The organism is Enterococcus alcedinis (assembly GCF_014635985.1).
In the GTDB taxonomy this organism is placed as follows: Bacteria; Bacillota; Bacilli; order Lactobacillales; family Enterococcaceae; genus Enterococcus_I; species Enterococcus_I alcedinis.
In genome coordinates, this window is sequence record NZ_BMDT01000003.1 from 201,175 (window position 1) to 217,870 (window position 16,696).

Here is a 16,696-nt window from a genome sequence, read left to right on the forward strand (position 1 = left end):
AGTATACCCGATATTTAAGTCTGGTATACTTCTTTATTTAGAGCTGATTTTTTAGAAATATTAACTTCCCCAATAACTATATGCTACTAAATCAGGAACTCCAGAAGCTTCAGCATATGAAAGCTCGTAACCATATTGTCTACCAGAGTCTACTCTAACTGTTCCGATAAATCGTAATTTTAATTGTGCACGTGAATAATGATAAACATTTCTCCAAAATGTTTGTGCATAAGCTGTTTTATTACCAGTTGTATTGTCTTTAGTACCGCCATTATGCCAAAAATCGTTTGAAGCTGTGGAAATATTCAAAGAATTATGGCTGACTGGCTTATTTCCAAATTCGCCTTCCCCTTCTATCCAACCACCAGAAAATACAGAGTTAATAGTATCACTCGACTCACTTGCTCTAGTTATCTGTGGCTGAAATGAAAGTATTCCGATAACAAATACCCCCATTAAAAAGAAACCTGTAATACTTTTCTTTAAAAGCATTCTTATCCCCCTTTCTTTTTTAATACTCACTAATAGTACATGCACATCATTATAAAGTAATATTAGTGATTGGATACATATTATATTAAATAAGGCGAAAAAAACATGACATTAATGTCATGTTTTTTTCGCCTTATTTAATATAAGAGTAAGCTATAGGATTAATGTTTAAAAATAAAAAGTAGAAAATCATAAAATTATTCAACAATCGTAAATGGGATGTTTTTAATCTCGCTGATCTTTTGGAGTATAATTTTCAACTACCATGTATTGGGTCACTTGTTTCTTTTTTGTTTCAGTAATTGTAAAATGAGCATCGATTTTATTGAAATAAACATTAGGGACTTGTTTGGAGTCGAGATTAGATGCTTGGATTTGAGCGGCTGAAAGTAACCCTATCCCAGTTTCAATTGCGATTGGCTGGTCGTAACGGTTGCTGTAAGGGTGATGTCTATGACGCTTTTATTTTCCAGTTCTAAATATCGGTGGTGTTCCCTGCAGTTGAACAGGAAGTTAAGAAAAAGAATAAAACGAAAATCGCGAAGAAATTCTTTTTTTTTTCATGGTAGATATCCCTTTCTTTCTATGAAGGAATCAAGTGTGTACTATCTATGCAATCATTTTTTTGTTAAAAAATACTCGATGTCATCTTTAGCGGAAGTAGCTTCTTTCTATTCTTTTTAACGGTTTGGAATCTATCTATTGACAAGTGTAATCGAAAGGTTTATAGTAAAGAAGAATTAATGATTACGTTCGTAAACGAAATTAAAAATTAGGAGTGAAGAATGATGGAAAAAACATATACAGTAGCAAACATGAAGTGTGAGGGTTGTGCGAGTAATATTCGTAAAGCATTGAGTGAAGTCGCAGGTGTCAATGAATTAGCGATCGATGTGGCAACTAAAACAGTCAAGGTTCAATTTGATGAAACAACGGTCAATGAACAAACGATACAATCAGCATTTACAACTGCCGGCTATCCAGCAGTTTAAGTCAGAGAGATAGGGGAGAGTGTTTAAATGAAGAAGGAAAGTTTTGCGGTGGTAGGGATGACGTGTTCATCTTGTGCCCAAACGGTTGAAAAAACAGTACAAAAATTAGCGGGTGTGAAAGAAGCATCAGTCAATTTAGCAACAGAAAAATTAACCGTTTCATATAATGAAGAAGAATTAACGGTTCAAAAAATTAGCGAGGCAGTTCACCAAGCAGGTTACGAAGTCGTTCAGCCAACGCAAGAAATGACGTTTGCCATTGAGGGCATGACGTGTTCATCTTGTGCGCAAACGGTTGAGAAAACAGCGAAGCATTTATCAGGCGTGAAGGATGCAGCAGTCAATTTAGCGACAGAAAAATTAGTCGTTCAATTCAATCCAGGTGCGATGCAAGCCCGTGAGATTATTACAGCCGTTAAAGAAGCGGGTTACGATGCGAAAATCTTTACTTCAAGTAAAGAAGCAACGGCCGAAGAAGCCGATAAAAAAGCCAAGCATTTAAAAGATATTTGGACGCGCTTTGTCGGTTCAGCGATTTTTACGGTGCCCTTACTTTACTTAGCAATGGGTGACATGGTCGGCTTGCCAACACCAGCCTTTTTAAATCCAATGGAAAATAGCGTAACGTTTGCGACATTGCAATTATTATTAACCATTCCAGTGATGTATTTTGGTCGTAGCTTTTTCATCGTGGGATTCCGTACGTTATTTAAAGGACATCCGAATATGGATTCACTGGTTGCTTTAGGAACGAGTGCGGCTTTCTTATATAGTATTTATAGTACGGTTTTAGTCTATCAAGGTGATGCACATGCGGCAATGAACTTATATTATGAATCAGCTGCTGTTATTTTAACGTTGATTACATTAGGGAAATACTTTGAATCGGTATCCAAAGGGAAAACGTCGGAAGCGATTAAGAAATTAATGGGTCTCGCACCAAAAACAGCCAATATCATGCGTGACGGAGTGGAAGTTGAAATTGCAATCGAAGAAGTTCAAACAGGCGATATTTTAGTCGTTCGTCCAGGTGAGAAAATCCCAGTTGATGGAACGATTGTTGAAGGAAGTTCAGCGATTGATGAGTCGATGTTAACCGGTGAAAGTTTACCGGTGGAGAAAAAAATCGGAGATCATGTGGTTGGAGCAAGTATCAACAAAACCGGTTCATTTAAATTTGAAGCAACAAAAGTCGGCGAAGATACGACGTTATCACAAATTATTCATTTAGTTGAAGAAGCACAAGGTTCAAAAGCACCGATTGCGCAATTAGCGGATAAAGTTTCGGGAATTTTTGTTCCAATCGTGATTGTTTTAGCGATTTTAGCAGGTGTCGCTTGGTTCTTCTTAGGTCAAGAGTCTTGGGTTTTTGCTTTGACGATTACGATTTCCGTTTTAGTCATCGCTTGTCCGTGTGCCCTAGGTTTAGCAACACCAACAGCGATTATGGTTGGTACGGGTAAAGGGGCTGAAAATGGCGTCTTAATCAAGAGTGGTGATGCGTTGGAAACAACACACAAAATCGAAACGATTGTTTTTGACAAAACTGGAACAATCACAGAAGGTAAGCCAGTTGTAACGGATATGTTGACGTATCAAGGGATGACAGAAGAAGGGTTGTTAACTTTAGCTGCAGCAGCAGAAGTCGGTTCAGAACACCCGCTTGCACAAGCGATTATTGAACGAGCGAAAGAAAAAAATCTTGTTTTACCAGAGAGCAAAGATTTTAACGCGATTCCAGGACACGGAATTGAAGTCTTTGTTGACGGTCAAAAAGTGTTATTTGGAAATCAAAAATTAATGACTGAAAACAACATTCCATTAACGAATGAAGTATCCGATGCACAAAAATTGGCGATGGATGGGAAAACACCGATGTACTTAGTATTAGAAAATCAATTAGTCGGAATTGTAGCCGTAGCCGATACAGTTAAAGCTAGCAGTAAAGCAGCGATTGCACGTCTACATAAGATGGGCTTAGAAGTGGCAATGATTACTGGAGATAACCACCAAACAGCGCAAGCAATTGCCAAACAAGTTGGAATCGACCGTGTATTCAGTGAAGTGTTACCAGAAGATAAAGCCAAAGAAGTCAAAAAATTACAATCCGAAGGCAAAAAAGTCGCGATGGTTGGTGATGGGATTAACGATGCACCGGCTTTAGCCCAAGCCGATGTCGGTATTGCGATTGGAACAGGAACCGACGTAGCGATTGAATCAGCCGATGTTGTCTTAATGCGTGGCGATTTAAATGATGTACCAACAGCAATCGAATTAAGTCGTGCAACGATTAAAAACATTCGCGAAAACTTATTCTGGGCCTTTGCCTATAACGTTTTAGGTATACCCGTTGCAATGGGTATTTTATACGCATTTGGTGGACCATTATTAAGTCCAATGTTTGCAGGCGCAGCGATGAGTTTCAGCTCGATTTCAGTTGTACTAAATGCCTTACGTCTCAAACGATTTAAACCAAAACAAATTTAAATCAAAAAGTGTCGTTCATTCATTGTGAACGGCACTTTTTTTGTTTGTTGTTAAGGTAATTCAATAGTGAGACGTCTAATTTTTTAGAACGATTTAATTCATTGACAACGTTCAATCCGATACCAAGTTAATTGATCTTTGGCAGATAATGAATGGGTATTTTTAGATGTTCTTTTCACAATGAAAGCAGAGAATAAAAGAGTAAAAAAGCAAGAGTATTCGAGAGAAAGGGTCTTTTTTATTGCTAAAGTATGTTTCATTATTGTGGGAAAGTATTGTGTAGCATGAATGTTACATATTAAAAAAACAGCTAAATTTAATACCTATTTCTATTCAAACGACATTAATTTAGGGTATAATACTTGTATAAAAAGGAGGGGATTTAATAATGTTCATATTGAGTTTTGTCAGTCTAGGGATTGGTTTAATCCTACCGGTTATCGCATTGTTTCAACGTCAAAAAGAGGCGATTTACTCAAACTTGAGTTTGATCGCTTGTGCCTTTGGTATTTGGCTACAGTATTATGCTGTTAAAGCGATGGTCCTAGAAGAAGATTTGAATGCTTTATTTGATACAGTACCGACGATGCAAGCGGTCTTGGGTAGTGTCTTATTAATAACAGTTTTATTAAATGCTTTTCTTTGGTGGCGTACGAAAAAAGTAAACAAATAACAAGTAAAAACCATCCGAACCGATTCAAGGTTTGGATGGTTTTATTCATTATTCGCTCGATTTTTTCATTTCGTCCTTTTCGGCTTCTTTTTTTACTAATTGGACAAAGTTTTCGACAACTTCATCATTTTTCTTTTGTGAGCCGATTTTTAACATCGTTTTACCTAAAAAATTCACCCCTTCATTTTTCCCACGATAAATAAATAAGGTTTCCGTATCAGTTATTTTTTTGAGTTGGAATTCACCCATGGAGTGAATCATTTTGGCGATGGTAAAGTCAAAGCTTTTATGTTTTTCAGTCGGTGTATCAAGTAAGATGATTTCCGTTAATAAGTACGTTTCTTCGCGCTTTCCTTCGGCGTAAGTCTCTTCGTAAATATTAGTCCTAGTAATAGGGTCCGTTGATACCAGTTTATGCGCAACAACTTGCGGCATAATACGTTGCATGTTTTCCTCAGTAAATAGTTGCCAAACCGTTTCAATGTTGGCGTGAATCGTCATTTCGCTTTCCCAACTCATAGTCATAGACTCCTTTATCATTCAATTTTCCAAAGCGTAACACTTTCAATCGTTCACCGTCAAATTTCATGATTAGGAAATAACTCAGTCTGCGTTGTTGGTTACTTTTAACGATTCTGTTTTTTACTCGTCACTAATCAATCGTCCCATGACCTCTGAATAGAAGCTTAGGAGGTCTTAATCTTTCTATTTTCAAACCATCCAACTTTTTAGAGATTCCAACCGTATGCTTTCCTTGGATATAAAAAAACTCCTACTCACGATAAAATCATGTGTAGGAGATTAAATGAATTAAATAACGATCGTCGCTTCGACTGGGAAGTGATCCGACGGGAATTGATTATCAACACTGTCGGTTAATGTACCCATTTTTTTAACGGTAACGTCTTTTGAAACAAAGATAAAGTCAATTTCAACGAGTTCGCTCCAAGGGCAATCATAGCGGAATTCATTAAATGTACCGCGTGGACCGTAAGCAAAAACACCGTCAACGTAACGGCTATCATTGAGTTGCGTTGTTAATAATTGATAAGCGCGTTCTGTCGGTTCAGCATTGAAATCACCGACTAAAATGGTCGGATATTGTTTGAATTTCGATAAGCCATTTTCAATAATCACTTGAGCGCCTAGTTCACGTGCTTCTTCTGAAACGTGATCTAAATGGGTATCGCCAAAGACAAAACGCTGACCAGTCTTTTTATCTTCGAATAACCCAAGGACGCATAAGCGGTGACACCCAGCAGTTGGATGAATACTTGGCACATCAGGTGTTTCAGATAACCAAAACGTTTTTTCTTCAAGGCACTCAAAACGCTCTTTTTTATAAAACACGCCATTGTATTCACCAGAGTCGATGCCGTCTTCACGAGCTGTTCCGATAAAAGCGTAATCGGTCAGTGTTTTTAAATCGATTAATTGATGCGGCAAGGCTTCTTGTACGCCGAATAAATCCCAATCGTGATAAGTAATGAGCGCAAGGACATGTTCTTTACGCGCGTTCCATCCCCAGTTTCCATCTTCTAAAGCATCCATGCGAATATTGTACGTTGCAACACGTAATTCTGTCATTTTCAAAAATCCCTTTCAAGCTTTCTAGAGCGTTAGTTATTTTTTTTCAATACAAAATAATATTGGTGGCTGATTCTTTTGATTAATGAATTGATAATTCAGAACATTGTAAGCTTCTTGTGGCAGTTGTTCACAGTAATTGCGGACGGTGAGCAATTCTTCTTCGCCGCCTTCATGACCGTAATAAGCGACAAGCACAATTCGACCTTTTGGTGCTAAGCGTTCCAGTAAAGCATCGAGGGCTTTTTTTGTTGTATTGGGCAAGGTAATCACGGATTTATCACTTTTTGGTAAATAGCCTAAATTAAAAATTGCCGCTTTAATGGTTGTTTCTTTCGGTAAATAAAGTGCGAGATTTTGATGGCCGTCAAAAATTAATTGCACCCGTTGTTCAAAAGGCGTATCGGTTAAGCGTGCTTTGGTGTTTTCAATTGCTTGTGCTTGAATATCAAAAGCATAAACAAAGCCCGTCTTGCCGACACATTCAGCCATAAATAACGTATCATGACCGTTACCCATCGTTGCATCGACCGCAGTATCACCGGGCTGCAAGACTTCTTGTAACAGTTGTCGACTAAAATGTAAGGCGGTTTTTAACATGAGGGGACCTCCTGATGGCGCACGTTGAATTTCCCTTGATAAGAATCTCGACGTAAAAGTTCTTGGTCAATCGCATTTAAGACTTCCCATTTCTTCAAGCTCCACATGGGACCCACGATCGTATCACGTGGTGCATCGCCCGTTAAGCGATGGATAATCACTTCTTGTGGAATCATTTCAAGCTGATTACAGACAATTTCGGTATAATCGGTTTGCGAAAGTAACTGCAAACGACCTTCATGGTAGTCACGCAACATCCGGGTGTTTTTCATTAAATGAAGCAGGTGTATTTTTATTCCTTGAATATCAGAATCGAGAATCGTTCGACGCACATTTTCTTCCATCATTTCTTTCGTTTCACCCGGTAAGCCATTGATTAAATGGGTACAAACACGAATGTTGTGTTTGCGTAATTTTGCGACACCATCGACGTACGTTTGATAATCATGGGCTCGATTAATCGTTTTACTCGTTGATTCAAAAGTCGTTTGTAAGCCAAGTTCGACCCATAAATACAAGCGCTGATTGAGTTCAGCCAAGTAATCAACGACGTCATCCGGCAAGCAATCCGGTCGTGTGCCGATCGATAAACCAACAACACCTGGTAAGTTAACGACTTGCTCAAAGCGTTCTTTAATCACCGAAAGTGGGGCGTGAGTATTGGTAAAGTTTTGGAAATAAACGATGTATTGTTCAACGTCCGGCCACTTGCGATGCATGCGATCGATTTCTTTATGAAATTGAACCGGAATCGGATCTTCTGGTGCGACAATCATATCGCCGGAACCAGAAACACTACAAAACGTACAACCACCATGAGCAACCGTTCCGTCACGGTTCGGACAATCAAATCCACCATCAATGGGCAGTTTAAAAATTTTATCGCCAAAGACTTGTCTTAACGCGTAATTCCAAGAGTGGTAGCGTTTGTTCGGATCTTCGGTATAAATAAAAGACATGTTTTTTCAGCTTCTTTCTTAGTTTTGTTTGCTTTGGAAACGCCAAATGAATCGTTTCTCTTGATAGATAGGGAAAGACCATAATAACCAACCGAGCGCAAGTGAGTAACCACCGATAATATCTGTTGGATAGTGAACACCTAAGTAAATACGACTTAACCCAATTGTGAAAATCACAAGACCAAGTAAAATTTGCAATCCGAGACGTAATGTTTTATTTTCGATAAAAAGGGGTAATAAGAAAATCAATGAGCCGTATAAAATCATACTAGCCGTTGCGTGCCCACTAGGGAAACTCAGACTGTGTTCCGAAACCAAATGTTCTAAAGCTGGACGCTCCCGTCCAAATGCCAATTTCAAAAGTGGATTGATTACACCACTAATCCCAATCACGCTGAGACTCAACCAAATCGCTTCCGCATATTGTTTACCAAAAAGTAAGACAAATAAAATAGCGAGAAATAAGATAATAATTGTCAGTGGATTGGCAAATTGGGTAATCCAAAGAAAGAAAGGAGTGAGGGTGTCATTTGCGTTGTAAACCAATCCAGTCACCCATTGATCGAATGGTTGGAGGACTTTTGGAAAGGACTTAACGAAATAGCCTAACACCGTTAAAATCAGTAAAAAACAGCTACCAGCAAATTGATAATAAAGTTTATTTTTCATATAAAAGGTCCTTTCGAATGATGGACTATAAAATAAAAGCGTTTTACAGTCGATTATTCAGTATAGTGAAATCTTTTTTAGTATACCGTAGCTAGCTAATTTCGCAAGAGGATTTGCGAATGTAAATAAGATGTACAACGTGTTACAGCAAGATTACAATTCAAAAAAAATGGCGGTTAAACTTTTCTTAAGAAAAAGGAACAGGTATACTAGATTTAGAAGTTTTTTTAATTTTATATCGGAGGTAAGGTAATGGGAGAGTCTTTGTCACGTAAAGAGCGTCGAAAAGTTGAAGAACAACGGACTTTTTATCGCAATATGAAAAAAAGTGCGGCTGTTTTAGGAACAACAATCACGACAATTTCAGCAGTTGCGCCACTATCACCAATGGTAACAGTGCTGGCGGATGAAACAGATATCGCTGTGGAGGAAGCAACAGCACATTCAATCGACACGTCAAATCAAACGTCTACGGAAGCAACAACAGTTGTGGAAGAAACAGACGGATCAATCGAAGAAATTACAACTGAAACTGAAATAGAAGTAGAAGTCACACCAGAATCATCGGAAGTCATTGAAGATATTTTGGAACAACCAGCAGTCGTACCAACAGAACCAGTCGTTGTTGAACCGGAAATCACGGAACCAGAGATTGCAGAACCAGAAATCAAAGCACCAGTCGATATTCAAGCACCGTTTGCGGCTCCTGCTGCGGCACGTTCACGTATGTCTGCAATGGACCCACAAACGTTTATATCAACGGTTTCCCAGTATGCAGTTCCAGTAGCGAATGCCAATGATTTATACGCTTCAGTCATGATTGCTCAGGCAATTATTGAAAGCGGTTGGGGTGGCAGTACGTTATCACAAGCACCGAACTATAACTTGTTTGGGATTAAAGGGAGTTATCAAGGACAAACGGTTTACATGAGTACTTTGGAGTATTTAAACGGCCAATGGGTGACGAAAAATGAACCTTTCCGTAAATACCCATCCTTTGCGGAGTCGTTTGCAGATAATGCCTACACGTTAAGAAATGTTTCGTTGCAACCAGGGGTCTATTATTACTCAGGTGCTTGGAAGAGCAACACAACAAGCTACCGTGATGCCACTGCATGGTTAACGGGTCGTTATGCAACCGATCCAAGTTACGCTTCAAAATTAAACAATGTGATTGAATCTTATCAATTAACTCGTTTTGATACATCGGCAACCGGAAAGCCATCAACACCGAATGTACCTGGACAACCGGAAACACCAAGTACACCGGGAAATAATACGGGAGCAGCAACCTATACCGTGAAATCAGGCGACTATCTTTCGTTAATTGCCCAAAATCATGGGATTACCGTCGCTCAATTACGCAGTTGGAATAACTTGAAGGGTGATTTAATTTATCCAGGTCAAAAATTAATTGTTAAAAAGACTGCAACCGATGAATTAACGCCAACACCACCAAAACCAGATCCAAATCCACCAACGAATACGGGAACGGGGCAGAAACCTTCGACGAGCAATCAAACGTATACCGTAAAATCGGGTGATTCGGTTTGGTTAATCGCCAATAATCATGGGATTACGATGGATCAATTACGTAGTTGGAATAATCTAAAAGGTGATCTAATTCACCCAGGTCAAAAACTAATTGTTAAACAAGGAAGCGTTTCGGAGTCTAAGCCGACGCCACCAACAAACCAAGTGAAACCAACACCGCCATCAACAGGTGGTTCGACTCAAACACCATCAACGGGTAATCAAACGTACACGGTGAAATCGGGTGATTCGGTTTGGTTAATTGCCAATAATCATGGAATTTCAATGGATCAATTACGTAGTTGGAATGGTCTAAAAGGTGATTTAATTCACCCAGGTCAAAAACTGATTGTTAAACAAGGTACCGGTGGGACAACGAACCCAACGCCACCAACGAATCAAGTGAAACCAACACCGCCATCAACAGGTGGTTCAACTCAAACACCATCAACGGGTAACCAAACGTACACGGTGAAATCGGGTGATTCGGTTTGGTTAATTGCCAACAATCATGGGATTTCAATGGATCAATTACGTAGTTTAAATAACATCAAAGGTGATTTAATTCACCCAGGTCAAAAATTGATTGTCAAAAAATCAGCAACGAGCAACAATAATACAGGCAATCAAGCATCAAATAAACCCGCAGCACCATCAAACGGTCGATCACATAAAGTTGTGAGTGGGGATAGTTTATGGGCTTTATCGGAACGTTATGGCCTGTCCGTCCAACAATTAAAAGCGACTAATAATTTGAAGTCCGATACGATTTATGTTGGTCAAACATTAAAAGTTTAACAAAAGGATTGAAAAGACCAGTAAAATTTGCTAGTATACACGTAAGTTCAAATATTAAACACATTTGAAAAGGAATAGTAGAAAGCCCTTCTGATTTAGAGAGTACATGGTTGGTGGAAATGTACATAGAATCTTTTGAACTCGCCTTTGAGTGAATATCCGATTGAATGCCAGTAGATTGGATACGGTGACGACCGTTAACACGTTGAGGCTAGTTTTTACTAGTAAATTTAGGTGGTACCACGTCTTTAACGTCCTATAAAGAGCAAATCTGTTCTTTATAGGGCTTTTTTTATTATTTTGAAGAGGAGAATGTTATCGTGAACTACAATCACAAAGAAATTGAAAAAAAATGGCAGAAGTATTGGGCGAAGCATAACAGCTTTAATACGACTGACAGCTCAGACAAACCAAAATTTTATGCGCTAGACATGTTCCCTTACCCTTCAGGTCAAGGGCTACACGTAGGGCATCCAGAAGGATATACGGCGACAGATATTTTATCTCGTATGAAACGTAGTCAAGGATATAATGTTTTGCACCCAATGGGATGGGATGCGTTTGGTTTACCGGCAGAACAATATGCATTGGATACTGGAAATGATCCTGCAGAATTCACGAAAAAAAATATTGAAACATTCCGTCGTCAAATCAATTCATTAGGTTTTAGTTACGATTGGAATCGTGAAATCAATACAACGGATCCAGAATATTACAAATGGACGCAATGGATTTTCACTAAATTATACGAAAAAGGCTTAGCTTATGAAGCAGAAGTTGCCGTTAACTGGGTACCGGCTTTAGGAACAGTTATTTCGAATGAAGAAGTGATTGATGGAAAAAGTGAACGTGGTGAGCACGAAGTTATTCGTAAACCGATGCGCCAATGGATGCTAAAAATCACAGAGTACGCTGATCGTTTATTAGATGATTTAGATGATCTAGATTGGCCAGAAAGCATTAAAGAAATGCAACGCAACTGGATTGGCCGTTCATACGGTGCAAATGTGACGTTTAAAGTAGCGAATCATGATGCAGACTTTACGGTCTTTACTACACGTCCTGATACGTTGTTCGGTGCGACTTATTGTGTCCTTGCACCAGAACTTGATTTGGTTCAAAAAATTACGACACCTGAACAAAAAGAAGCAATTGAAGCATACATTGTCGAAGCAAGTAAAAAATCGGACTTAACACGTACAGAATTAGTTAAAGAAAAAACAGGTGTCTTCACCGGTGCTTACGCGATTAATCCAGTTAATGGGAAAGAAGTGCCAATCTGGATTTCAGATTACGTACTGGCTTCTTATGGAACAGGTGCGATTATGGCTGTTCCAGCACACGACGAACGTGACTACGATTTTGCCAAAACATTCGGTATTGAGATTATTCCAGTGCTTGAAGGTGGTAACATTGAAGAAGCACCTTATGTGGGCGACGGCGCACATATCAACTCTGATTTCTTAAATGGTATGGATAAAGAAACAGCCATCCAAACAATGAATGAGTGGTTAGAAGAAAATGGTATTGGTAAAAAAGAAGTTAGCTACCGTCTACGTGACTGGTTGTTCTCACGCCAACGCTATTGGGGTGAACCAATCCCAGTGATTCATTGGGAAGATGGCACAACAACAACCATTCCTGTGGAAGAACTGCCATTACGTCTACCAATTACGGATGACATCCATCCAAGTGGAACAGGCGAATCACCACTAGCGAATATCACAGAGTGGGTGAATGTCGTTGATCCAGAAACAGGAATGAAAGGTCGTCGTGAAACCAATACGATGCCACAATGGGCAGGAAGCTCATGGTACTTCCTACGCTTTATCGATCCACATAACAAAAATGAAATTGCGAATTACGAAAAATTAGAGCGTTGGTTGCCAGTTGATATTTATATCGGTGGGGCAGAACACGCAGTATTACACCTATTGTATGCACGTTTCTGGCATAAATTCTTGTACGATATCGGTGTGGTTCCAACAAGCGAGCCTTTCCAAAAACTTTATAACCAAGGGATGATTCTTGGTGAAAATAACGAGAAAATGTCGAAATCACGTGGCAACGTCGTTAACCCAGACGATGTCGTTGAGAAATATGGTGCAGATACACTAAGACTTTATGAAATGTTCATGGGACCATTAGACGCAGCCATTGCTTGGAATGAAAATGGCCTAGAAGGTGCGCGTAAATTCCTTGACCGCGTATGGCGTTTAATTGTTGATGAAAATGGAAAAATGCGTGATCGTGTCACAACGATTAACGATGGTAAATTAACAAAAGTTTACCACCAAACGGTTAAGAAAATAACAGAAGATTATGCTGCACTACGCTTTAATACAGCCATTTCTCAATTAATGGTTTTTGTAAATGAAGCCTACAAAGTCGATGCATTACCGTTTGAATACTTAGAAGGATTTGTCCAAATGTTAGCACCAATTACACCACATATCGGTGAAGAGCTATGGGCAATTTTAGGACACGAAGAAAGCTTAACTTATGTTCCTTGGCCAACATACGACGAAGCAGCACTAGTCGAAGACGAAGTCGAAATTGTGATTCAAATCAACGGAAAAGTACGTGCGAAAATGATGGTACCAGTTGAAGCAACACGTGAAGAACTCGAAGCATTAGCAACAGCTGACGCAGACATTCAAGCACAACTAGAAGGCAAAACAATCCGTAAAGTCATCGCCGTACCGAAAAAACTAGTAAATATCGTAGCGAATTAAGAGGCTATAATAAAAAGCGTTCAATGACGAGTAATAAGTAAGAAATCTTTCGAAAGGGTTCTTTCCTTTCGAAAAGATTTCAGCTTATTACCGAGTCATTGCTTTTTTTATGCCGTTTCAATTAAGAGGCTATAAATGAAGCGATTAGGGGTGAGTAATAAGCAAGGAATCTGTTTAAAAGATTCCTTGCTTATTTATGTCGTTTCGCATAAAGAGGGCTACATTTATAGGCGAAATATAAGAATCGTTTCAGGAAAAGCATGGTCTCTATAAATGGTAAGTAAGGAGATTTAGTCGTTTTTCAGATTATATTCCAAGGCAATTCCTTCATTAGCAGCTACAAATCCATTTTTTGTATAAAATTTCGCGGCTTGTTCGCCACCAGTCATAAGAAAAATTCGATTAATCTTTTCATTTTTCAGTGTATTTGAAACAAAGAGTAATAGATTTTTACCTATACCCGAACCTTGAGCGGAAGGCATAACATTGAATTCATCAATACAAAACTGACTCCAATTTCCGTAGTAATAATCAATTCTACCTAGACACATAGAGACAATTTCGTTATCTTTTTCAATGACATATCCTATAGAATTAAATCCGCTCATTGTCGATTCAATTCTAAGAAGTGCCTCTTTTTTAGTCCAAGTATTATTCCAAGGTTCACCATTATAAGCTGCTACTAAAATATTCGCACATGTAGAAAAGTCTTCGCTTTTTATTTCTCTAAAATATAAGACCATGATCATTTCCCCCTTATTTAATGTGGTAGATTATTATAACGATAGTTTTATTTGTGGTCAACTAGATGATCCGTATTTTGATTTTTGATATAACCTCAGTAATCCAGATGTTTTTGTGTTTATATTAATAATAAGCGGTATCATAGTAAGTAGGAATCATATATAAAATAAAAAGTGTGTTAATTTGATTTTTGGAATGAAGTTTAGAAAATAAAAGCGATGAGTAGTTGTATTCGATGAGATACCGGTAAAAAATGAATCAATAATTGATACTATAAAAAATAAGAAATACAGGTATTTTTTCTTGAAAATTCGAAAGATAAAGAGGAGTGTTTTTTTGTTAAATAAAGTGGCAGAATCCATTAATTTTTTAAGTGCTTTTTGTGGTAAGCGTGATTTAAATCATCTAACGAAGCAAGAATTGAAGCAAAAATACGGTATTGAGAAAATCGATGTGATGGTTTTATTTGGTGGTAGTGTCCTGAGTGGTGGCGGTCTTTTTGCAGAAGCGATGAAGGCGAATCTTGCTAAACACTATATTATTGTGGGTGGCTATGGACATACAAGTTCGTTTTTATTTGAAGCGGCTGAAAAAAGTATTCCCGGTTTGACGATGGGAATTACTTCAGAAGCTGAATTATTTCAAAAATATTTAAAAGTAAAATATCATTTAACCGCGGATTACTTGGAAACAGCATCGACTAATTGTGGGAATAATATCACAAATCTGCTAGCGTTACTGAAAGAACAAGGAATTGCGATGAGCAATATTTTGATGATTCAAGAAGCGGCGATGCAACTCAGAATGGAAGCCACGTTGAAAAAATATGTATTCGATGAATTATTGGTTTTAAATTATGCAGCAACTCAGGTTTCGGTGTCAGTGAAACACGAATCCCTCATTTTTGATCAATTGTTACCGAGTTTTTGGGAGATGGAGCAATACATTCGTTTGCTGATGGGTGAAATTCCTCGCTTACATGATACAGCAGAAGGCTATGGACCGAAGGGGAAGCAGTTTATTGATCATGTGGAGGTTCCAAAAGAAGTTCTCAAGGCTTATGCTGTTTTAAAACAATTTTATCCAGATTTGACTCGAGTGGGAAATCCGGCATACGCCTCAAAGTAAAAAATAGCTGCTTTCTATTCTTTTGTTTGTCTAGATAACAACAAGTGGTACAATATTACTAGGTATTACATAGAAGGAGCTGACAGGAGTGCATTACCTAGACAACAAGTTATTAGGGAAGTATTTTAAAAGTAAAAGCGCGAAAGTACGTGGCATTATTCCAGCCAATGGGCGTTATATTGAATATGTTGTTATTGAAGGAAAACCAGAAGAAGGTAGTATGTTGGAGATTTTTTCGATTGAAAATGGGACGGCGTTTGTACGTGTGAACGATTATTTAATTGAAGAAAGCGAAGATTATATTGTTGTTTAATAAAAGGAGGAGAAAAAATGGTTATTGTACAAATGATTTTAGTTATTTTTGTTTTAGCAATGGTGGTTTGGCTCTTATCAAGTATTGCAGTCGTTGTTCATCAAGGAGAGGTAAAGGTTGTTGAAAGTTTTGGACGTTTTGTAAAAACATTGGATCCAGGATTGCACTTTTTAATTCCGATTTTATATACGGTTCGTCAGCGCGTTTCTTTGAAACAAGTGCCATTAGAAATTCCACCACAAAGTGCGATCACGCGTGATAACGTAATTGTTCAAATTGATGAGGCGATTAAATATCACGTGACCGATGTTCGTGCGTTTGTTTACGATAATGAGGACTCTGTGACTGCGATGATTCAAGATGCACAATCGAATTTACGTGGCATTATCGGTAAAATGGATTTGAATGAAGTGTTAAACGGAACAGAAGAAATCAACGTCGCACTTTATGAATCAATTAAAGACATTACTGCAGGATACGGTTTAGCGATTGATCGTATCAATATTGGTGAAATTGTTGTTTCAGACGAGATTATTAATTCAATGAACAAATTAATTACAGCATCACGCGATAAAGAATCGATGATTACCTTATCCGAAGGTCGAAAACGTTCAGTGATTTTAGATTCAGAAGCTTCTGCCTCTGAAATGGAAATTGACGCTGAAGCACGTGCGAAACAAACAAAAATTGATTCAGAAGCACGAGCAGCGCGCATGAAAATCGATGCAGCAGCAGAAGCAGAAAAAATCCGTGTGATTACAGAAGCAGAACAAAATCGCATTCGTACCTTAAACGAAGCGATTAACAGTAGTTCTCTAACGCCAGAAGCCCTGCAATACCTAGGTTTAGAAGCGTTCAAAGAAGTCGTGAATAGTTCGACGAATACTGTGATTATCCCATCGAATATGACAGAGCTGGGTAATGTTCCAGTGATGAAAACATTGTGGGATACTACGGAAAGTAAATAGTTAAATATCCCAAAAGGT

The 16,696-nt window shown here is 38.4% G+C and carries 15 protein-coding genes and 1 other annotated feature; of the genes, 8 read left to right on the forward strand and 7 right to left on the reverse strand.

The genetic code is table 11. The features are described from left to right. Positions 1 to 60 precede the first annotated feature (60 nt). Entirely contained in the window at positions 61 to 492 is a 432-nt protein-coding gene (locus IEV09_RS05510; protein ID WP_188367269.1) for a hypothetical protein, read from the reverse strand. A gap of 788 nt (positions 493 to 1,280) precedes the next feature. Between IEV09_RS05510 and IEV09_RS05515 the strand changes: the two genes are divergently transcribed. From IEV09_RS05515 to IEV09_RS05525, 3 genes are all read left to right on the forward strand, one after another. Then, positions 1,281 to 1,484 carry a heavy-metal-associated domain-containing protein gene (locus IEV09_RS05515; RefSeq protein ID WP_188367270.1) on the forward strand — a complete coding sequence of 68 codons (204 nt, stop codon included), beginning with the start codon at positions 1,281 to 1,283 and terminating at the stop codon, positions 1,482 to 1,484. 27 nt (positions 1,485 to 1,511) lie between these two features. Then, on the forward strand, positions 1,512 to 3,971 hold the full coding sequence (locus IEV09_RS05520) for a heavy metal translocating P-type ATPase (RefSeq protein ID WP_188367271.1): 2,460 nt from the start codon (positions 1,512 to 1,514) through the stop codon (positions 3,969 to 3,971). Between the two features lie 388 nt (positions 3,972 to 4,359). Further along, on the forward strand, positions 4,360 to 4,644 hold the full coding sequence (locus IEV09_RS05525; protein ID WP_188367272.1) for a hypothetical protein: 285 nt from the start codon (positions 4,360 to 4,362) through the stop codon (positions 4,642 to 4,644). A gap of 48 nt (positions 4,645 to 4,692) precedes the next feature. Here the strand turns inward: IEV09_RS05525 and IEV09_RS05530 are convergent, their stop codons facing one another. From IEV09_RS05530 to IEV09_RS05550, 5 genes are all read right to left on the reverse strand, one after another. After that, positions 4,693 to 5,163, reverse strand: coding sequence for an SRPBCC family protein (locus tag IEV09_RS05530; RefSeq protein WP_188367273.1), 471 nt, complete (start codon positions 5,161 to 5,163; stop codon positions 4,693 to 4,695). 291 nt (positions 5,164 to 5,454) lie between these two features. Beyond that, the gene (locus IEV09_RS05535; RefSeq protein WP_188367274.1) at positions 5,455 to 6,231 is read right to left on the reverse strand and encodes an endonuclease/exonuclease/phosphatase family protein; all 777 of its coding nucleotides are present in this window, start codon (positions 6,229 to 6,231) and stop codon (positions 5,455 to 5,457) included. A gap of 36 nt (positions 6,232 to 6,267) precedes the next feature. Then, entirely contained in the window at positions 6,268 to 6,831 is a 564-nt protein-coding gene (mnmM, locus tag IEV09_RS05540; protein WP_188367275.1) for a tRNA 5-(aminomethyl)-2-thiouridylate-methyltransferase MnmM, read from the reverse strand. After that, positions 6,825 to 7,790, reverse strand: a complete 966-nt coding sequence (mnmL, locus tag IEV09_RS05545) for a tRNA modification radical SAM protein MnmL/YtqA (RefSeq protein ID WP_188367276.1) — start codon at positions 7,788 to 7,790, stop codon at positions 6,825 to 6,827. The genes mnmM and mnmL overlap by 7 nt, the downstream gene beginning before the upstream one ends. An 18-nt stretch (positions 7,791 to 7,808) precedes the next feature. Then, the gene (locus IEV09_RS05550; RefSeq protein WP_188367277.1) at positions 7,809 to 8,459 is read right to left on the reverse strand and encodes a phosphatase PAP2 family protein; all 651 of its coding nucleotides are present in this window, start codon (positions 8,457 to 8,459) and stop codon (positions 7,809 to 7,811) included. Between the two features lie 252 nt (positions 8,460 to 8,711). On the opposite strand from IEV09_RS05550, the gene IEV09_RS05555 reads away from it, so the two are divergent. Continuing rightward, positions 8,712 to 10,790: a muramidase family protein gene (locus tag IEV09_RS05555; RefSeq protein WP_188367278.1), complete on the forward strand. Its 2,079-nt coding sequence runs from the start codon at positions 8,712 to 8,714 to the stop codon at positions 10,788 to 10,790. Positions 10,791 to 10,844: 54 nt separating this feature from the next. Next, positions 10,845 to 11,052, forward strand: a binding site (T-box leader). A 58-nt stretch (positions 11,053 to 11,110) separates the two neighbouring features. Further along, the gene (gene leuS, locus IEV09_RS05560) at positions 11,111 to 13,525 is read left to right on the forward strand and encodes a leucine--tRNA ligase (RefSeq protein WP_188367279.1); all 2,415 of its coding nucleotides are present in this window, start codon (positions 11,111 to 11,113) and stop codon (positions 13,523 to 13,525) included. A 290-nt stretch (positions 13,526 to 13,815) separates the two neighbouring features. Here the strand turns inward: leuS and IEV09_RS05565 are convergent, their stop codons facing one another. After that, positions 13,816 to 14,268, reverse strand: a complete 453-nt coding sequence (locus tag IEV09_RS05565) for a GNAT family N-acetyltransferase (RefSeq protein ID WP_188367280.1) — start codon at positions 14,266 to 14,268, stop codon at positions 13,816 to 13,818. A 337-nt stretch (positions 14,269 to 14,605) separates the two neighbouring features. Here IEV09_RS05565 and IEV09_RS05570 point away from each other — a divergent pair, with 337 nt between their 5' ends. The 3 genes from IEV09_RS05570 to IEV09_RS05580 all read left to right on the forward strand — a co-directional run bounded on the left by IEV09_RS05570 (position 14,606) and on the right by IEV09_RS05580 (position 16,678). Beyond that, the gene (locus tag IEV09_RS05570; protein ID WP_188367281.1) at positions 14,606 to 15,397 is read left to right on the forward strand and encodes a YdcF family protein; all 792 of its coding nucleotides are present in this window, start codon (positions 14,606 to 14,608) and stop codon (positions 15,395 to 15,397) included. 88 nt (positions 15,398 to 15,485) lie between these two features. Further along, positions 15,486 to 15,710 carry a hypothetical protein gene (locus IEV09_RS05575; protein ID WP_188367282.1) on the forward strand — a complete coding sequence of 75 codons (225 nt, stop codon included), beginning with the start codon at positions 15,486 to 15,488 and terminating at the stop codon, positions 15,708 to 15,710. Positions 15,711 to 15,727: 17 nt separating this feature from the next. Next, the gene (locus tag IEV09_RS05580) at positions 15,728 to 16,678 is read left to right on the forward strand and encodes an SPFH domain-containing protein (protein ID WP_188367283.1); all 951 of its coding nucleotides are present in this window, start codon (positions 15,728 to 15,730) and stop codon (positions 16,676 to 16,678) included. The last annotated feature ends 18 nt before the right edge of the window (positions 16,679 to 16,696 follow it).

Coding starts and splice junctions, on each gene's coding strand:
- mnmM (WP_188367275.1), bottom strand. CDS start 6,831: ATGTTAAAAACCGCCTTACATTTTAGTCGACAACTGTTACAAGAAGTC.
- IEV09_RS05565 (WP_188367280.1), bottom strand. CDS start 14,268: ATGGTCTTATATTTTAGAGAAATAAAAAGCGAAGACTTTTCTACATGT.
- IEV09_RS05515 (WP_188367270.1), top strand. CDS start 1,281: ATGGAAAAAACATATACAGTAGCAAACATGAAGTGTGAGGGTTGTGCG.
- IEV09_RS05580 (WP_188367283.1), top strand. CDS start 15,728: ATGGTTATTGTACAAATGATTTTAGTTATTTTTGTTTTAGCAATGGTG.
- IEV09_RS05525 (WP_188367272.1), top strand. CDS start 4,360: ATGTTCATATTGAGTTTTGTCAGTCTAGGGATTGGTTTAATCCTACCG.
- IEV09_RS05530 (WP_188367273.1), bottom strand. CDS start 5,163: ATGAGTTGGGAAAGCGAAATGACGATTCACGCCAACATTGAAACGGTT.
- mnmL (WP_188367276.1), bottom strand. CDS start 7,790: ATGTCTTTTATTTATACCGAAGATCCGAACAAACGCTACCACTCTTGG.
- IEV09_RS05535 (WP_188367274.1), bottom strand. CDS start 6,231: ATGACAGAATTACGTGTTGCAACGTACAATATTCGCATGGATGCTTTA.
- IEV09_RS05550 (WP_188367277.1), bottom strand. CDS start 8,459: ATGAAAAATAAACTTTATTATCAATTTGCTGGTAGCTGTTTTTTACTG.
- IEV09_RS05510 (WP_188367269.1), bottom strand. CDS start 492: ATGCTTTTAAAGAAAAGTATTACAGGTTTCTTTTTAATGGGGGTATTT.
- IEV09_RS05520 (WP_188367271.1), top strand. CDS start 1,512: ATGAAGAAGGAAAGTTTTGCGGTGGTAGGGATGACGTGTTCATCTTGT.
- IEV09_RS05555 (WP_188367278.1), top strand. CDS start 8,712: ATGGGAGAGTCTTTGTCACGTAAAGAGCGTCGAAAAGTTGAAGAACAA.